General features: G+C 60.7%; 11 protein-coding genes. 9 read left to right on the top strand and 2 right to left on the bottom strand.

Annotated features, from left to right (window positions below; translation table 11 throughout):
- Positions 1 to 46: 46 nt before the first annotated feature.
- From NKJ84_RS16130 to lgt, 9 genes are all read left to right on the top strand, one after another.
- Positions 47 to 1,006, top strand: a complete 960-nt coding sequence (locus tag NKJ84_RS16130; protein WP_352507275.1) for an SLATT domain-containing protein — start codon at positions 47 to 49, stop codon at positions 1,004 to 1,006.
- A gap of 217 nt (positions 1,007 to 1,223) precedes the next feature.
- Positions 1,224 to 3,647, top strand: a complete 2,424-nt coding sequence (locus NKJ84_RS16135) for a M15 family metallopeptidase domain-containing protein (protein WP_352507276.1) — start codon at positions 1,224 to 1,226, stop codon at positions 3,645 to 3,647.
- An 845-nt stretch (positions 3,648 to 4,492) separates the two neighbouring features.
- Positions 4,493 to 5,257, top strand: coding sequence for a hypothetical protein (locus NKJ84_RS16140; protein WP_352507277.1), 765 nt, complete (start codon positions 4,493 to 4,495; stop codon positions 5,255 to 5,257).
- Positions 5,245 to 8,634, top strand: a complete 3,390-nt coding sequence (locus NKJ84_RS16145; RefSeq protein WP_352507278.1) for a hypothetical protein — start codon at positions 5,245 to 5,247, stop codon at positions 8,632 to 8,634. The genes NKJ84_RS16140 and NKJ84_RS16145 overlap by 13 nt, the downstream gene beginning before the upstream one ends.
- The gene (locus tag NKJ84_RS16150) at positions 8,631 to 10,580 is read left to right on the top strand and encodes a hypothetical protein (protein ID WP_352507279.1); all 1,950 of its coding nucleotides are present in this window, start codon (positions 8,631 to 8,633) and stop codon (positions 10,578 to 10,580) included. The genes NKJ84_RS16145 and NKJ84_RS16150 overlap by 4 nt, the downstream gene beginning before the upstream one ends.
- Entirely contained in the window at positions 10,577 to 11,662 is a 1,086-nt protein-coding gene (locus tag NKJ84_RS16155) for an AAA family ATPase (RefSeq protein ID WP_352507280.1), read from the top strand. The genes NKJ84_RS16150 and NKJ84_RS16155 overlap by 4 nt, the downstream gene beginning before the upstream one ends.
- A gap of 106 nt (positions 11,663 to 11,768) precedes the next feature.
- Positions 11,769 to 12,776, top strand: a complete 1,008-nt coding sequence (locus NKJ84_RS16160) for a hypothetical protein (RefSeq protein WP_352507281.1) — start codon at positions 11,769 to 11,771, stop codon at positions 12,774 to 12,776.
- Positions 12,777 to 12,848: 72 nt separating this feature from the next.
- Positions 12,849 to 13,937: a ComEC/Rec2 family competence protein gene (locus NKJ84_RS16165; protein WP_352507282.1), complete on the top strand. Its 1,089-nt coding sequence runs from the start codon at positions 12,849 to 12,851 to the stop codon at positions 13,935 to 13,937.
- 73 nt (positions 13,938 to 14,010) lie between these two features.
- A complete protein-coding gene (lgt, locus tag NKJ84_RS16170) occupies positions 14,011 to 14,784 on the top strand; it encodes a prolipoprotein diacylglyceryl transferase (protein ID WP_352507283.1) in 774 nt (257 codons plus the stop codon).
- A gap of 537 nt (positions 14,785 to 15,321) precedes the next feature.
- Here the strand turns inward: lgt and NKJ84_RS16175 are convergent.
- Both NKJ84_RS16175 and NKJ84_RS16180 read right to left on the bottom strand, forming a co-directional pair.
- Positions 15,322 to 17,409 (bottom strand): ankyrin repeat domain-containing protein, encoded by a 2,088-nt coding sequence (locus NKJ84_RS16175; protein ID WP_352507284.1) that lies wholly within the window; start codon positions 17,407 to 17,409, stop codon positions 15,322 to 15,324.
- Positions 17,406 to 18,566 (bottom strand): hypothetical protein, encoded by a 1,161-nt coding sequence (locus NKJ84_RS16180; protein ID WP_352507285.1) that lies wholly within the window; start codon positions 18,564 to 18,566, stop codon positions 17,406 to 17,408. The genes NKJ84_RS16175 and NKJ84_RS16180 overlap by 4 nt, the downstream gene beginning before the upstream one ends.
- Positions 18,567 to 18,828 lie beyond the last annotated feature (262 nt).

Below are 18,828 nucleotides of genomic sequence, written 5' to 3' on the forward strand. Positions count from 1 at the left end.
GGATGTGCCAATGCCGCTTGGGTCTTGGGCGAAGGGAGTTCTGAGCATGCCGCAAGAGAAAGGGGACACGTTCAGTACCCTCAACGCTCAATTGGCAAACATCAAACAGGAAGACTTCGCGACGTTTTTCGACTTCCTGTATGGGGCAGTCGAAAAGCTAAAAACGGATCGAGAAAATTTCTATCGCTCACTTCGCACCAGAAATTCCTGGTGGATCAATACCTCACGGTGGACACTCGGCACGCTTGGTGCCGCCGCCCTGCTCCTGACGGCCCTTGCTGGAATTGCAGCTATTGCCGCACCACAGGAAGGTTGGTTCAAGGGGTGGCAGATCGAGGGCTTGTTCTGGGCGTTCGTCATTTATGCGGTCATGGGTGCGATTGCCCTATTCGAGCGTGGAACTGACCTCAGTGCCGCATACTTTCGCCATCTGACGATCACGATCGCGATCCGGAACTTGTGGAACGAGTTTCAGCTCACGATTCTCAAGGAATACCCGGCGCTGCTTGAAACTGCATCCGCGGACAAAAAGGCGGCGCGCGAGCGAGCGATCGAGTTGGCGCGGGCCTTGTGCAAGGACATCGACACACTGGTTTCGACCGAACAGACGGAGTGGCGCACCGAGTTCATGGATTCTCTAAAGGAACTGGAGACTGCCGCAAAGGATGGCATAGGTGCCGTCAAGACCGATCTCCAAGCCGCCATGGACAAGGTAACGAAGGCCGCCGAAGAAGCGACGAAGGCCGCCGAACAGGCGAAGGCTGCCCTGTTGCCGGGAGATCTCAACGTGACCGTGACCGGCAGCTTTGACGGAAACCTCGTCGTGCTGGTCGATCAAGCGAAGCGGCACGACAAGCCGGTTATGAAGAAGTTTGCCATACGGGGCATTGTACCTGGGACGCGCGAAATCGAGGTGAAGGCCAAGAAAGGCGCCCAGGACATCAATCTGTCGGAAGTGGTGGAGGTGAAGCCCGGACTTCAGAACTACACGGTTGCCCTGGCATAGTGCTCCATAGTCATACGATTGCCCTGTGTGGTTGAGTGCTACATCGCGGTCTTTCTGGTTCAATGGCTAAACGCTGGACGATAGATTTCGCATCGAAACGGATTTTTCGTTCAGCGTGTGATTGATGATAAGGCTGCGACTGACGATCAACAGGGAGCTACTTCGGCACTAGTAATAAATATCGTTGGATAGAATAGGTCGCGATGGGGAGGATGGGATGGCGAAACCGGTGATCGACGAAGATAAGTTTGTCGGTGCTGACAAGGGCATTATCCTACCCACGCGCAACCTGAATGACGGCGGCAATCGCCTGCGATTGAGGAGCTTCGACCGCGGGGACCCGCCGGAATACAAACCCAACGGCGTCCCGCGCGGTGTCAAGTTCAACGGCAACGTGTTGGCGGTCTCGGCCAGCGGCAAGATGCCGCCGATCAAGGTGATCTGCGACATCGAGGGCTTCACCCCGAACGGCGCGAAGCCTATCCACTGGCGCCTCCAGACATTGCACGTCCTTGGGCGCTTCAAGAATGTCGGAAACTACCACTACGCGTCGCGCATCGTGCCGCTCGAGGCCGAATGGACCGGCTCGTCGGAGAGCGCGGAGTTCACACTGTTTGCTGCCGGTGCCGTCCCGCCCGGTCTGATCTATGACAATCTGGATGATCGCGTCGCGGGTGGCCACGCCATACTGACCGTTGCTGCTAAGCCGGGCGACGTGTGGCTGCAGGATTTTGTGCATCTGCGGATCACGGGCACCAACCCAACCGAAGCTGATATCCGGGCAGAGGTGAAGAAGATTGTGGCCGGCCGAAATGCAGCGCCGCTGGAGGCAATGCTCAATGCCGTCTTCGCTTGGGAAGCCAATATGGAGCAATTCAGCAAGAGCCGACAGACCCAGGCGAAGTTCGGCGAAGACGGCTTCAAGAAGCTGTTTGACTGGCCCGACGACCCGCCCGACTACCCGGTGGCGGCGTTCGATTTTGGTGTTGGCATCTCGCAGTTCACCAACCCCGCCAAGCTCAAGACCTGGTTTGCCTGGGATTGGCGGGCCAATATTGCGGCCGGCGCCAACATCTTCTTCGACAAGCTCAAGGCGACGCAAACCAAGGGCATCACTTGGGACAAATGGGCTCTTGCGGCGTGGCGCAGCTATAATGGTTCGGGCGAAGCGGCGGTGGCCTATGCCAAGCGACTTGCCGGATCACCCGATGGCAAGACCATCCCATCGACCGCCGTTCCGAAGCTTGGGGGCAACGCGCTTGCGCCGATCGCCTTTTCCGAGCCCCCAAGTCCCAAATGGCCAGTAACCAAGGCCGTCGCCACGCAGCTGGCAGGCTCCGCACTGCTGGCAACCTGGAGCACCGCCGCGAGCAAGATGATCGGCGATGCGGCAAGCCGGCTGGCCGGCGATCGCGAGACGCTGGCGTGGATGTGGCCGCGTGTGGTCGAAAACATCCATGCTCAGGACGATCACGCGACAACGGGCGTCATCCCGGGACTATCCGGATCAGACCTGTCAGCTGCCGTTGCCGGACTCGACAAAGCGGGCATCAATGAACTGACCGATGCGTCGTTTGCCCATGCCTGGGCCAATCTTGCTCCCGTCGCATCGCTCACGGCGCTCGCTGCAGCGGCGCCCGATTCTTTGACGGCGGAGTGGATGAGCCTTTCCGAATTCGTGCGTCGAAACGTCGGGGAAGGACGGATTTCGGACTGGGCGCACATGCGCACCATGATTTTCAATGCCTTTGGCGCGCCCAGCAATCGCCAGAAGGCTATCCAGCGCATCAATGCGTACTATGCTGCCTTCGTGACCGGACAATTGCGGCCGGGCGGGGCATCGATGACTGTTCACGCCCAGATGGCTGCGCGGATGCAAGCCACGCAGTCGCTGCTCGACGCAAAAGGCGCCGCTGCCCAGCTTGGCGCGGTGGCCAGCATCGGTGGCTTCAACATTCGGCCGAACGCCAATGATGCTAGCAAGCCCAGCCTCCACAGTTTTGGCATCGCCATCGATCTCGATCCCCACTTCAATCCCAACATGGCGATGAAGCCGGACGAACGTGCACGCTGGATCGATCTCGTCAAGTTCCTCACAGGTGTCGAGCCCTATGGCGCCGAGAGCGTCCGGCTCAAGACGGCGCGCAGCTACGATGCGTCGCTGTCCGACGTGAAAACTCTCCGCAAGGCTAGCGCTGATTACGTCGCCGCCAACAAGACACTTACCAGCCTGACCGCAGCCGTCCGCAGCGGTTTCCAAACGGAGCTTGCACTGGCGATCTCGACCGCCGATGCCGGCAAGGTTCTGGCCCTTGCCGCACCACCGCATCCCGATCTCGGTGGCCTGAAGGCCAAGCTCACTGCTCTCTTGGTGCCAACGACAAAGCGCGCCGCGATGGCCAATCGGCTGGTCTACGCGATAAGCGTTTTCACCATGGCGCAGAAGTCCAACCTCAAGGCGGCAATCACCGGCACGGCGGCGACGACGGCCAAGTATGGCTTCATCAACCTTCCCGTCGAAGTGATCTGTGGCCTCGCCGCCAGCGACGGCGGCGGTCTGCGATGGCTGGGCACATCGACGGGCACCAAGGACTACATGCATTTTGAGTTTCGTGACGATGAACAGCCGCCGCGGTTCTGAAATCACACCAGCGCAGCCAATTAAGCAGGAGACCGACGCAGCATTGGGGGTTGGGTTGACTGCTTTGATTGCCGGGCTTGTGCTGACGCTTTTTTCTAAGGAGGGGCCATCGGTTCTTGGTTGGTTGGACACATAAACTACCGGATCATCATGATGCGCTACGCCTTAGGCTTACCCTTTCACTTTTGGCACTACTATCGGGACCTTCGCGAATGGATTTGAGGGCGTCGGGTATTTTATTTTTGTGCAGGAAGCTGGCCCGGTCGCACGAGAGGGTCTGCTCCGCCGGGTGGGGGACGGCTGATCTCGTAGGCATATTCGTGGGGATGGCCGGCGCTGACATTTGCGCAACGTACAGGTTCAGATTTTCCTACTGTTGCCCGCAGCAAGACTGCAAAAAATTGCCGCTGTTCCACGTCATGGTCCTCGGTCGCTGGCAGCGCCCTACCCCTAGATGCGGCCGACTATTCCCGCCGAGTTACGATTATGCGTCCAGCGAACGCCCCTCAATCTAATCGAGGGTAGCTTACAGTCCGCTCGAAACAGAACCAGAGTTTGATGGAACAGCACCTGCGCGACATTGCTCAGCGTGTTGAAGCTAAATTTAGAAACGCAAATTTCAAGGCTACAGATAAGGCAGGACAGAGCTCCCATCGCCGATTTCATCGCCGCACAGTTAATCGTCTGTCAGTGCTGAATCTGTGACCAAGGTGCCGGCGACTGCGAATCCTTCCGCCATGCAACTATTTGCGTGCAAGGTTTGTCGAATTTTAGCGTCACAGACGCTTGCGATGCTTGTGTTTGTAAAAGGTTGCGTCTTTACTGTCGCGGTACAAGGACCTTCGATGTCTGCAACCCAACCGAATTTCAGGCGCGGTGAATCGGTAAGGTTTCGTTTTGCGCGATTGATCGCCGCTTGGCTGGTTACGACAGCCATCGTCTATGGCTGCGCGAAAAAGGCTGATGAGGCCACCGATCCCAGTCACCAGGGCGGCGTTACGCCGCCCGGCCAAGGCGGCGCCACGCAACCTAACCAAGACGGCGTCACGCTGCCCGGCCGAGGCGGCGTCAAGCAACCTAACCAGGACGGTGTCTCGGTACCTAGCCCGGGCGGCACTCCGCCCGCTTCCGTCGATCCTAAGTCATCGACGCCAGCAGAGGCAGTTACGACGGCGCACCCGCCGGTGGAAATGAGTTATTGGCCGCTCTCGGTCGTCTTGGGCGGTCTGATCTGTGTCGGGGCCTGGAATGAACCGCGCTACAGAGGCACCTATCTCGGGGTGATCTTCGGTGGCCTCGGGGAAATAGTGCTCTTCCGTCACGTAGAAGCACTATATCTGGCAGCAGTCTTGCTGGGCGCGGTGCTCCTGGCAGGCATTGCCCTGACGTGGAACCGGAGGGTTTCCCCCCCCGCTGTGTCCGTGATCGCCGCGCCGCGCCCGGTCAATATTGCCGATGAATTCAAGGCGCTGCTTCCCGATCAGCGTGCCGCGCCGGAGGCCAACGCTCTCCCTGCAGAAAAGCCGCGTACAGGACTTGTCGCTTTCTTCGTGACGGCGGCCGTCCTGCTCATCGTGGACATTCTGGTGGTGCCGCAGTGGCTGGGGTAACGGCCACGCCCGGGCCGGCGAAGCCGACTATCCCTTCCGGCGGGGTGCGGCGTCGCCTCGATACCGCATTCGTGCTGGCTGCCATCGCACGCCTGCGGACGCGCGGCGTTCTTGTCTCGCCCAGCGATGGACTGGCATGCCTCGCGCTGTTGCGCCAAAAGCTGGACTGGACGGACGAGGAAATCGCCACTGCCTTCGAGTCTGTCGTTGCCCGCCGGCCCGGCGAAATCGGGATTGTGAACGACGTAATCGGCGATCTTTTGCTCAACCATGCCGCCGAGCCCAGGCCTGTCTTCGAAAAGGTTGAACCGGTCGGGAAACGGGCAATAGATAGTCGCGTTGAGGGTCCGCCGCCGAAACCGTGGTGGAAACGCGTGCTCGATCATGCCCAGTCTGGCGCAGACAAGGGCTTGCGGGCGCTGAGCGCCTCATGGCAGCGGCTGCCACGACCCGGACCGCGGCTGATCAGGACTGCGACGTACGCGGGCCTTGTGGTGGCCGCGCTGCTTATCGCGAAATACCTATGGCGGTACGTACCGGCGTACCTATTGCGGTACGTACCGGCGCCTGTCATCCAGCAGGTTGTCAAAATTGTCGATCCCAACACGGTGTTTGCCGCCATCGACGGTGTCGATGCCGCCCTTTCGGCCGTTTCTCTAACCGGACTCGCCTTGCTCCTATGGCGGGCGGTCATCCTGCGGCGCCCGCCGCCGGAGCCGGCCCCACCTCCTTCTTCTGAGGACGAATGGGAGCCGATAGCGCCGACCCCGGATGGCACAATTTTCCGTATCGGTTCGCTGGGCGGCGCGCCGTCCGCCTTCCTGCCCGAGACCATAGGGATAGAAATCGCCGAGATGCTGGGCTATCGGATTGGCGATCCCGATCCTCAGCGCATCGATGTGCGCCGCACCATTGCGGGACATATGCGTGGCGGCGACCCAGCGCTGTTCGTTCCTGCACGTCGGCGCGAATTGCCGACCATCCTTCTGCTTACCGACAGCAGCGCCGGTGCAGCGCACTGGAACACGCTCTCAAAAGAGTTCGAAAAGATACTGCATGCGCGTGGCGTCACAGTCGAGCGCATCGTCTTTCCGAGCGGCGGCTTCTTCGCGACGAAGTCCGGCCTCTCCGTGCAGCGCCCAGAGGCGCTCGACGTGGAGCGCCTTGTCGGGCAGCCGGGCTGGACGGTGACGTTCGTCTTCTCCGAGGCACACCGGCTTGGGCGAAGCGACATCCTGTTCTTCCGCCGCCTGACGGAGAACGGCCCCCTGATCTTCCTGGACATGCGCGACCGCCGCCTTTGGGACCGGCGCCACGCCGCTCTGCAGGCAGCCGGTGTAAGGCTGGTCGAGGCAACAGCAGAGGGACTGCGCTATGCGATGGCGGAGGTCTTCGCGCCCGACCGCGTTCGTGCTGCTCTATCAGAACCGGCTATGACGGGTGCACCACCGAGTTTCGATGTGTTTGACACGCTCGGCAACGAAGGAAGGCTCTGGGCCAGCGACTGTGCGCTGGTTGAACCGATCTCCTTCGCACTGGCGGAGCGGCTGCGCGCCCGCTATCCCGACCTCAAAACGTCGAGCCCGTCACTGGCCTTCTCTCGGCTCGCGGCGCTGCCTGGATCGTGGACCGGGCCGGACGGCCTGAATTTCGAGCCGCCAACGCGGAGGCTTCTGTTGAGCCTGTTTGCTTCGCGCGACGACAATGACCGGGGCATGACGATGGCCATCATTGACGCCGCTTTCGCGGAAGCGTCCCCAGAAAAAGGTTCGTCGGCAAAACTGGTCCATACTTATGCGAAAACTCTCGCCCATGTTTTTGCCGACAACATCGACGCGGCGATTGAACAGATCGTGAGAATTGAAGCGGGTGGCACGCTCTATCAGGCGCCAATCCGCGACTTTGTTGACCGTCTGCGGCCCCCTTCGCAAGACGTCGAAAGCCAACAGAGCCTGATCAAGCTGCCATACGAGCCGCAAAGTGCCGCCGTCAGGTGTCGTCTTCGGTCGACTCCGCCTGAGGGGTCCAGTACTGCGTTGTCCCGACCGCCAACGCGCGCCGACCGCTATCTGCAGGGTGGACTGGAGATTGCGCCGGCGCGCTGGTCGCTCGGCCTGCCGTCCTCGCGCGCGCGGCTGACCAACGCCGATGGGAGGCCCGTTACCTTCGACCAACGTCCATCCTGGGGCGCGTTCTTCTTCGGGGGACGACACCTGTTGTTGGCTGGCGTCAGCGACCAACTGGTCGTGTTCGACACGTTTCTTGGCCGAATGTTTCCGATCGACCTGTCGACACTTTCGTCCGAGACCGCGGCGATCGCAACCGGCTGGAATGCGCCGGTCGCCGTGATCGGTGCGCGCAGTGCCTGCCAGGTGATACGGCTGGAATCCGGGTTAGGCATGCTCCCAGCGACGCTGCGGGCGGAACCTTTGAAGATTGAAACGGAATACGGCCGCGGCGCGGGTTCGGGACGTCCCATCCTTGCCGTCGATCCAAGCGGACGATTTGCTTTCGTCGGCGAGTCCGGCCAGCCGGATCTGCTGCGCTGTCCGCTCGGCGACGGCGAACGCCAATCCCTGTGGCGGTTTTCAGACCCGGTGACGGCCGTGACGACAGCCGACACTTCGGTGCTGGTCGGGCTTGCAAACGGTATAGTCTACAGGGAATCGGTCGAGACCATCGAGAACAGTTCGAGCGAGCCCGCATTCTCGATCGAAGGATCGCCGAATGCTCTCGCGCTGGCCCGGATTAAAGATGAGCGGGACGCTGATGCGGACATTTCAAGGGAGTTGCTGGTTGCATCGACGGAGAGCGGAATGCTGGTCTGCCACGATCGACAGGGCCAGCTTTCCAGCATGCGCGCCAGCGCTTCCGTACGCCGTGTCGTGGCATTTGCGGCCCGCGAGGCCGTGGCGATACGAGGTGGTGGCGGGCAGCCGCCGCTTGTAACCGGACTCTCCGTGGCAGTGCTGGGCAATGAGGGCTCGTTCGACATTGTCGGCATGCCGATTTCCGCAACAGGCAGGGATGGGCAAGCTGCCTTCACTGCCATGTCTTTGCTCAATCGGCCGGTGCAAGCGTCAGACCCTGTCAGGCGTGCGCTGGCTGTCGCCGGACAGAGCAGCCGCGTGGCGATCCTGGTCAACGAGACGGGCGGAAAGCCGCGGATTGAGGTAAGACCACTCGACTATATGCTGCCGGCCCTGTCGAGCGCTGTCGGGAGGTTAACCTCCGGCACTGAAACCGATGTCTCCGAGCCAGCGGATATTGCCTCCGCGCAGAACGTCTCGGCGGAACCGGTGGAGCGCGAGACCGTGTCGTTGGCGGCATCGTCGCCGCCCGACGAGCAGGCCGATGGTCTCGAGGCGGCACGATGATCAACCCGAACCTCTACCGGCTTTACCTCAGGCCCGGAAGCGGCGCCAAGCTGACGCTCGAGGTCAGCAGGGACAAGACAAACTGGCGAGACACCGGCCTCTCGATGGACACGATTCAGCGCGGTGGCGCGACGACGATCGGCGCGCTGCTGCAGAATTTCGTTCAATTGGACAAAGTCACCGACATCGAGCCCCTTCTGCCCTACCGGAAGCAGCTAGCGATCGGCCGGCAGCTCAATGTTGCGTTGTTCGGGCCGCAAGCGCCGCGGTTCATTCACCCCCACCCGCATCTTGTGCCCATCGTCACAGACGACGGAAGCGATGCCGCCGACAATTTCTTCGACCTGTTCCTGCGTTTGCCATGGGCGTTGCTTACCGACGAGGACGACGCCGATGCGGCCTTTCTGGCGTTGGACCGCGTCACCCCATCCAGTGTCACCATCGACGCGTCGCCAAAAAGGGATGGCCAGCCGCGTTTTTCCGAGGTGAAGTTGCCGCCTTGGCCGAAAATCCTGATCGTGTGTCCTTTGCGTTCGGCAAATCCGACCAGAGGCAAAGATCATCTCGAGGACCTGGATGGCATCCTGAAGCCTTACTACGGTGAGCGTTGGAACCGGATACGGCCAGTCCATACCTATTCGGGTTTCGTGCGGTGCCTGAATGACGACACGGACGGTTTTATACCGCACATCATCTACTACTATGGGCATGCCAAAGCCGAGGAAGCTGACACGCTCTTCGAATTCGATCCCGAACCGGATGGCACCAGCGGCGTTCACCCGCTCGATGACCTGATCAATCCTCTGAAGAGCATCTACGAGCGGACGGATTTCCCTCCCGTCATTTGGATCAATGCCTGCCAGGGTGGCTCCGCGAAACGCAACAATGTTGTACGTAGGCTGGCGCCATTTTCGTCCGTCATCATCGCCACGCGCCAGGTGGCGGTGGTTGAGGACAGCATGGCGCTTGGATTGCGCGCTCTGCCGCTAATAGCGAAAGACATGCTGGCGCCCCCTATCGCGCTCTACAAAGCCATTTTCGAGATGGCCAAGCTCCGGCCGCAGGACGCAGTGATGGCTGCGCGCTGGGCAACGACGATCGTTGCCATGCAATACGATCTTTGGTCGGCATTGGGTCTGGAAAGCCGTGACGTGATCGACGCGGAGTCCGTCGGCGATGTCCCGATGCGGCTCGACCGCGCCGTACCACTTGATCAGATTGAGCGCTACTTCAACCAGGTTCTTAGACAACCAACAACGGCTCCCCACGTCATTCTGTGGCACGGGCTCCCCGAAGACGGCACCGAGGTCTTCGCACAGCGCTTCGTCGACATGGTGTCCGAGCGGCTCGCGGACTGGTCCGCCGTGAACTACTCGGTCGAACTGCAGTTGTCGGCTTTGCCCAAGGCCGATGCGGAAATTCATTTCCGCGACTGCGTCTACAGAGCCTTATGCAGAGTCGACGAGAAATCGCAACTTGGCGTCGTGCGTGATGAAAACGTCAAGGCTGCGGTCGACAATCTGAGCAATGGACAGCCCACGCTTCTGACATTCACGCACGGGCCATTCAACGCATCCCATATCGAGGCGTTGGGAGACTATCTGGATTTCTGGCGTACGCTATTTACAAATTTGGAGCTGGACCCCAAAAAAACTCGCATCGTTCTCGGCCTGCGCTTTGTGCGCGAAGACGCGGCCAGTTCGCTTGCGGAAGGCAGCGGTTTCGAACAAGTCGCGCTGGCGGAGGTGCCGAGCGACGAAATCACGCAACACATCGAGCGTTTCTCCAAGTTGTATGGCTTCAACAAAACCACCGCCGACAAGGCGACAATCGACTTGATGCGCGACAATGGAAGGCGATTCCGACCACTCCACCTGGCGCTGGAAAAGAAGCTGCGGTTAAGCGTGTGGGAGGATCGTTTGGACAAAGCGGGAGATGACGCATGAATGACCTCGACCTTGTCGGCCCCCTCTATTCAAGGGCGCGGGAAATTGAGCAGTTGGCCGAGCCGGCCCAGGCTGCGGCGCGCAAGCAGTATGCCCAAAGCGCCGCGCAGGCGTTGCTTAAGCGCTCGCAGCGCAACGCGCCCTTCGTCAAGCGCCACGAGCAATTCGCATCAAGCTACGTGGCTTCCAAGGATTTGCTCATGGCAGTCAATGTCGCCCTCACGCTCGGGCGTCCGCTGCTCCTCACAGGCGAACCCGGCAGTGGGAAGACGCTGGCTGCCTACTGGCTGGCCTATGTTCTCGATCTCGGCAAGGTTCTGGTCTTCAACGTCAAATCGGAGTCACGCGGGCAGGACCTTCTCTATTCCTTCGATGCCGTCTCCTGGTTCCGAGAATCGCAGACAGAGGCGTTGAAAGCTTCCGGCAAGAGCGTGCCGAAGAGCAAGTACATCAAGGCAGGCCCGTTGGGCACAGCGTTTGGCTGGACGGCGACACCCGAGCGCGTGAGCGTCGTGCTCATCGACGAAATCGACAAGGCGCCCCGCGATTTTCCGAACGACCTGCTGAACGAACTCGACCAGATGAGCTTCACCGTGGCCGAGGAGGAAAATCGGGAAGTCAGCTGCGCAAGCGACAAGCGGCCTGTCGTCATCATCACCTCCAATCGGGAACGGCGGCTGCCGGATCCGTTTCTGCGGCGTTGCGTGCTACACGAGATCAAGCTGACCGAAGAGACCGTCGCCGATATTCTTAGATCCCGTCTCGGCGAGATCCGCAGCCGCAGTGACCCGCCTCCGCTCGTCGATCCGGAAAACACACTAATCACCGCGGCCCTGCCGGTATGGACCGCGCTGAAGTTAACGCCTGGCCTGTCACGAGCCTACACGGTGGATGAGTTCTGGCGCTGGCTGGCGATCGCGGTGCTCAATCTCGACGATGCCGCAGCTTTGGAGGTGGCGAAGGCCCTTCAAGAGCGCAAGCTGGACCATGTCGCGCTACGTACGAAAACCCTTCTGTTGGGGGACGACCTCGCCGCCGTTCAGCGCAAATTGAATGAGGGGGTTAAGCGTGACGCTCCTTGAGACCCCATCGGTAGGCGGGAACCTCTCGCCGGCAAGCGCGTCGACCGCGGCTGCGCCGTCACAGGTCAGAGACCGGCAACAGGCATTCGTCGAACCCTGGCGGACGTTGACGCGCACCGACTGGTTTTTCGTGTTCTGCGCCTGGCTGACCGCCGCATGGGCTTTCTACATCTGCATCGATACCTTCGGCGGGAATGAGGCGCTGGGCTTCGACTTCTTGCCTGTCGTGGCGGGGATGTCGGTCGTTGTGGCAGGTTGGCGCACGGCAGCGGTCCATAGGACTGTGGACGCCACACTGGACGGCCTGCTGAAGGGCGCGGGTCTCGATGTCGGTAGCGACATGGCAGTGTTCAGAGCAGCGCTGGATCGGCGCGTGCGACGGTGGTCACTGGCAACCGGAACTGCGATCGCCGCATGCTTTGGCGTCTACCTCGCCTGGGCATCCTCCAGGTTCGACACTGCCGGATTGGGTTTTTCAATTCTACTCTTCGCGGTCTGTCTCGGCACGGGGTTCCAGATAGGCCGGATGCTCGGCTGGTGGCTCGGCTACGGGCAGATGCTGACTGTCATGCGGGAAACCGGAATCGCCATAGGCAGCATCGACACGACGCAGGCACGGAGCGCGCTCGCGCGCCTGGAGGGGCTGCTATTCTATATTTTTTGGCTGACGGCCGGAATGTGCCACTGGTTCGTACCATGGTTTGTCTTCTGGTTTTTGGGGTTCGACGATGGCCGAGACTATCGTACCTACTATTCTTGGTTGTTCATTCCCCTTTGGATCGTGTCCTACGGTCTGTATTTATTCGCGGCGCGTTCGCCCATTCTGGCCTTTCGCGCGCGGCTGAGCGAATTGCAGGGCGGGCCTGACGGACTAGCCGGCCGCGAGCGGCAGCTGAAGGATGCACGCGAAGATCTTGCGCGCCTGACGTCGGGGGGCGCTGGCGCGCACTCCAACGAAGAACGCGAACTCAAGGAACTGGTGGGTGAATTCGAGGCGCGCAACGCTCCACCCAGATTGCCGCGAGCCTGGCACCTCAATGTTCTGGCCATCTGGATTGCACTGTTGCTGGCTGCCGGCATCGGCGGAACATTACTCGGGATCGGTTCGCCTTAGACGGCAACTTTTGCAAAGACTAACCGGTCAGCCACTTGCCCTGCGGCTTGGACAAAATCGGAGGACCGTCTGATGTTCCGGATTCACATGCTGCCCGCCGCCGATGGCGATTGCTTCCTGGTCGAGACCGGCAGCGCGCCGCACCGGATCCTTATCGATGGCGGTCGCAAGGCGACGGCGGGCGCGATCTTGCCCTATCTGAAATCGGTCCTTTCCCCGCGCCGCGCCCCGCTCATAGATCTGATGGTGCTAACCCATATCGACAGCGACCACATCGGCGGCCTGCTAGAACTTGTGCCGCAAATGACGAAGGCCGATATCGGTGAAATCTGGTTCAACGGCCTGCGTCACGCGCGCATCGCGCGTGGCGATCCACCGCCCCCCATACCTGCGCCGGTCAGAAAAGCCTTGCCGGTGCTAAGCTTTCAGCAGGCAAATGAATTCGACAGGGTGGTGTCTACATGCGGCTGGCGTTGGAATGCATCTTTTGCCGATACAGTCGTCGCGGTTGCCGCAGAAGGAGCGCTTCCAGTCGTTCCGCTGCCTGATGGCGGCAAGGTCACGCTGCTAGGCCCGCCACGCGCAAAGCTCGGCGCTTTCGCCGACGAGTGGGAATTCTGGTATCGCAAATTATCGGCCGTGCCGGTGCTTGGAGGCCTGAACAAGGCGCCAATCTTAACGGTCGGCCAGGTGCCGGTAATGGCGGCGACGTGCGACGAAGCCGACACGGCCGCGCCGAACGGAACCAGCATAACCTTCGTCATCGAGCATGGTCAAAAGCTAGCTCTGTTTTGCGCCGACGCGCACCCCGGCGATCTCACAAACGCCCTGACCCGTTTTGGCGGGCCGCAGAGGCAATCTTTCGACGCGATCAAGGTCACGCACCACGGCAGTGCCGCCAACAACACGTCAATGCTGGTCAACCTGCTCGAAAGTCCCTTGTGGCTCGTTTCGACAAACGGGGCAGGCCATGGTCACCCCAACGCCCCGGCGATGGCACGCATCGTGCTTTCACCTGCTCTCGGAGAACGCCGCATTCTGTTCAACTACACCAGCGATTTCAACAGACCGTGGGCCGATCAGACAATTCAGGAGGCCTTTCATTACAAGGCAGAATTTCCGGCGGTTGAACAAGCCGCAACGGTTGTCGACCTGATATGACCATTGGTTTCCGCAGGGTCCCGCCGGGGCAGCCGACGCAATCCGGACGGTCTGTGCCCTTGTCGCGGCAACCATGTGGATAATCGATCCCGTCGCCTTCAGCATAGGCCCATTGGCGGTCCGCTGGTACGGTCTGCTGTTTGCCGGCGGTATCGTGGTAACCTGGCTGCTGATGCGCGCGCTCGCCGCCCGGAAGAGCCAGACGATCAGTGTCGGCCACATCGACGCGGTGATGTTCTGGATCACCATCGGAGTGACGTCGGGCGGCCGCGTCGGTGATCTGGTGTTCTATGAATTTGACCGGTTGGCGGAAGACCCGTCCCTTGTCTTCGATTTCAGCCAGGGCGGCATGGCCTTCTTTGGCGGCTTGCTCGGCGTCGCGGCAGCCATTGTCCTTTACGCCCGCTGGCAGGGCTTGCCGCCGCTTCAACTGGCCGACATTGCGGCCGCTGCGACGCCGGCGGGCCTTGGGCTAGGGCGGATCGGCAATTTTTTGAACGGAGAATTATTCGGGCCGGAAACCGTGCTGCCTTGGGGCCTGGCTCTAACGCCATTTGGCCATCCGCGACATCCCACACAACTTTATGAGGCGGGGCTGGAAGGCGTGCTGCTTTTCGCACTTGTCTATCCCGCTGCGTTCTGGGGCAAGGCGCTCACTTTTCCGGGGCGCACTGCCGGTCTTTTTATGAGCCTCTATGCCCTGTTCCGTATAGGGGCTGAATTTCTCCGCAGCGAACCGGATCCATTCCGGTCCGCAGGATACGCGTTCTCGATGTCCCAACTGCTCTGCATCCCTATGCTGCTACTCGGCATTTCGTTATGGCGGCGGTCACTCTTCCATCGTTGAGACGTGCCATCATCCAGTTCGAACTCGTCTAGTTGCGTGCATCGAAATGTGCGTCAGAACCCCCTCGGTGAGCAGCTGAGCAGCCGGCCATCGCGACCATAGACCGCGTCTTTGTCCGGGCGGCGAACCTTCGGGATCGTGCATCGTGCTTGGGAATTATCTGGAGGACTGCACCTGTCTGGCAAAAGGCAGATCGCGGATCCTCGCAGGATAGGATGGAGTAGCCGACGGGTGCCTTGGGGCCCGTTGAACAGCTGCGCTGACCGCAGGAACGAAAATAGAAGAGAAGGTGATGTACACAGGTCGAGAGCTTTGCGCGCGGCGCGATTGCCTTCAGATTCTTTGGATCCATCCCGCCAGCGCGCCCACAATCTTCTCCGGGAAGATGATATCGGGACGTGCGCGCCCGGCGGCACTTTCGAAACCAGGGTGGTCGGGCTGAAGCGCGGACCCTGGCAATCAACTGAGCTAACGGGATAAGCCTTGTCCCGTGTGAGTGTGTGAGTGGAATCGATGCTTTGAACAGGCATCCGGTCACTATTTGAGATCGACGGCGCCGTCCCATCCTTCCTCGCCGAATAGCTGGATCGTATCCGACCCGTCGCCGAAAATCGAGTATCCGACGCCGTTTGAATTCCACTCCTGGTCGCCCTTGACACACCCGACGAAGCCGACGCTATCATTCGTGCCTTTCGGATACCATTCGACAACTTTCCAGGTACACGACTCCCCCCTGCCGTGAAAGACGATCCTGAGCTTCGTGTCCCCGGGTTTTCCGTTAGGAAACTCGAAAGACGAGAGAGGGCGGCCGGAAGCTGTTGCAATCTTGCGAATCTCCTCGCGTCGATCCTTAAAGAAAGCCACTGCAGCTGCCCTGGACATTTTTCCGAACGATCCGTCCACCTTGCCTTTATAGTATCCCCATTGCGAAAGGAGTGACTGGAACTCGCTCTTCACGGAGGAAGACGCGCCTTTCGCGAGTCCATCGGGAATAACTCGGTCGCTTGGCAACGCCTGAAGGGCGCTCCATGATCCCCTGGCCCGGGCAAGCTCCTGGAGGGACACATCTTCCTTGGCCTTCCCTAGCGTAGTACCTGCGTCGATGAGCCCCTTCAGGACGACGCCGTTGTCCGCGAGGACAGCCGCCACCAGAGGGGTTATGCCATCTCCGTCAGGTTCGTTGGCCAAGTAACGGACCCCGGCCGGGTCGATCCCCAGAGCGTGCAAGTAGGGGTTGGAAGCGGGTTTCGACTTGGCGTGCGCGGCCATCACGACTGCGGCCGACCTCCCGTTCCCGTCCTTGACGTTCAGCAGTAGCAGTGTTGACTTGTTTGCCCAGGTGATCACGGCATCCGCTGCGGAATCCGACAACGCATCATCCTTCCGTGCATAGGCGGCGTGGAGGGCGGAGACACCGCCGGGACCGACTGCGAATGGATCGGCATCGGCCGCCATCAAGACATCGACCGAAGAGCGATTGCCGAACGCCGCCGCGTAAACGAGAGCTGGATAACCTTCCGCATTCTTTTGGTTGGGGTCGGCTCCGGCGGACAAGGCGGCCCGAACCTTGTTCTCGTCCTTCGCCTTGATCGCTGCGAACAGGTCAATTGCCGGACTGAAGGCGGTGGCCCCCCCGAGCCGGACAGCAAGGTCGAGTTGCCCGATCGCGGCGGCGACATCGGCGGGCTTCGTTCCGTCGTCCCCCTTTATGCCGACATCCGCTTTGGCGGCCAGCAGGAGATTCGTGACCTCCTCATTTCCAGCGATGACAGCGAGCGTGAGTATAGGCACGCCGCGGATCTTCACATTTGGATCGGCATTTGCGTCCAACAGTGTCCTTTCCATCTCCACGTTTCCTGAGACGACGGCCACGGCCAGCGGAGTGAAGTCCGCATTCGGCGATCCCTCTGCTTTGGCTCCGAGCTTCAGCAGCAGGCGGACAGCCTCCAGATCGCCTGATTGCGTCGCCTCCAGGATGGGAGTCACGCCTTTGTCGTCAGCTGACCCCGGGTCGGCTCCGGATGCCACCAGGCTTCGCAACGTCTCCAATTCTCCTTTCCTCGCGGATGACCGCAATCGGTCCGATGGGCCGAGAACTTTTCCGCCCAGAAGCGTTTTCATCTCGACCGAGCCGACCTTGTTCGCGTATGTGGCGGGGGTGCCCCGGGAGGTGGCCGCTTGCGGATCGGCGCCCCCTGCCAGCAGTGCAGAAGCGGCGTCAAGGCTGTCACCTCCTATCGCGATGATGAGGGCGTTGGTGCCGAAGGAGTTGGATTGGTCGGCCGGAACGCCCAGTCCGGTGAGCCGCTTGACGATGTCCGCTTGGTTCAGGTTGGCGAAATAGGATAATACGTCCCCGGCTAGCGGTCCCGGCAAGGCTTTAATCCGATCGTCCGTGACGTTCCCTTTCTGCAGGCCTTCGACAAGCTTCGCCAGTTCGCTGTCCGGCTTTCTCGGCGAAGAGCCGTCGACGACACCGTTCGACGCGGCGGTCCCTTCTACCGCGAAAGCAGCCGTTCCAAAACAAAGGCAGACGGCCAAAGCCAAGGCTGCGGCGGCTGCTGCTCCGCGTGACTGCGAGATCTTCGACATGCGCCAGCCGCGAGGACAAATTTTCTCGTTCATCTGCACCCCGTGTCGTACGCCCTCTGGTTTTCATTGATCCCCATCCGGATCAACTGGCCTTGCCCTGCCGCGTCGTATTGCGGCAAAATGCTGTAGTAATACTGGATTTGCTGCCGCAGCTGGCTGCATTGCAGGGCAGAGTATCTAGTTCCACCGGATTGCCGGGCCGACTGCTGCGGCGCCGGGCGGGCCGACTGCTGCGGCGCCGGGCGGCTCATCGCCTTCCGGTACTCCCGCTGTACTTCGGCGAGGGCCTCTTCGTAGGCTTTACCGCGACCGACGTACATTCCTTGGTGCTCGCGGTACGCCTCCAGCTCGTCGTCCGCCATAGTGTCGCGAACAGAAAGGCCCGACGCGGGTGCCGTTCCTGCGAAACGCGCATTGTCGGCCTGACGCGCATCCGAAACGAGACGGCCGAGGCCCGAGTCTTCGTTGAACGCAGACATCTCGGCCTGCCAGGCGGACGTGGCGGCCTTGTTGATGCTGAGCAACTCGCTAAGCGCCGACTTGACCATGAACGACCGCAACGGCCCCCATTGCTCAAGGCTGGCTACGCCGCCGACCACTTGCTTCAGGTACCCTCCTGCGCCACCGCGTCCCGAAAAGTCATGGAGCATCCCGCCGATCTCCCACGTCTTTCCCACGGTACCGGCGAGCGCCGCCATCCCTGGCGGGACGTCCCGCAGCGTCTCCAAGGTCTTCAAGCCGTTCTTAGCCGAGGCGTCCGCGACCTTTCCGCCAAAGTCCGTAGTGTATTTCCCGGCAGAGCCTAGGCGCCGCACGTCGGCATCTCGGTTTTCCGCCGCCTGGTTGGCCTGATATGCGTAGACCTGCCTCATGCAGCGCAAACGGGCCGCGTTCCCTTCGGATAATACTTCCGACGCCTCGTCGTGCAATCGCCCGGCCTGCTCATAGAGGGAATTCGATTCCGAACTTGTTCCCGACTGTTTGACGATTTCCCATGCCGAATCGCCTGCGGCCCTTGCGCGGGCCACGACCTGTTGAAAGATTGAGCGATACTGGTCATAGAGCGCATTGCACTCGCTCACCGAAGTCGGAGCGATCGGGTCAGGCGGGAACTGGTATGCTTGGGCACGCGCAACTCCGCAAGCGAGCAATGCCACGACAACGAAAACGGACTTGGATTTCCCGTTCATGTCCGCACCTAAACGACGGCCCATTACATGCTCAAATCGGACATGACGCAAGCCCGGCGTGGTCTTCGGCGACGGCTTAGCCGCGCTTAGGCTGGACCCTCCGACAGGGCCGTCTGGGTTCGACTACTTCTCATTGATTTGGTCAAAGGTGGCCGGTTCGACCTTGGCAAATATGCGGTGCCAGTAACGCGCTGGAAAATATGGGCCACTGCCGAAGATAGATACCGCTCCGACGATGCACCTATCGAGTCGTTTGGCGACT

The sequence above is a fragment of the Mesorhizobium sp. M0048 genome (assembly GCF_040323405.1).
In the GTDB taxonomy this organism is placed as follows: domain Bacteria; phylum Pseudomonadota; class Alphaproteobacteria; order Rhizobiales; family Rhizobiaceae; genus Mesorhizobium.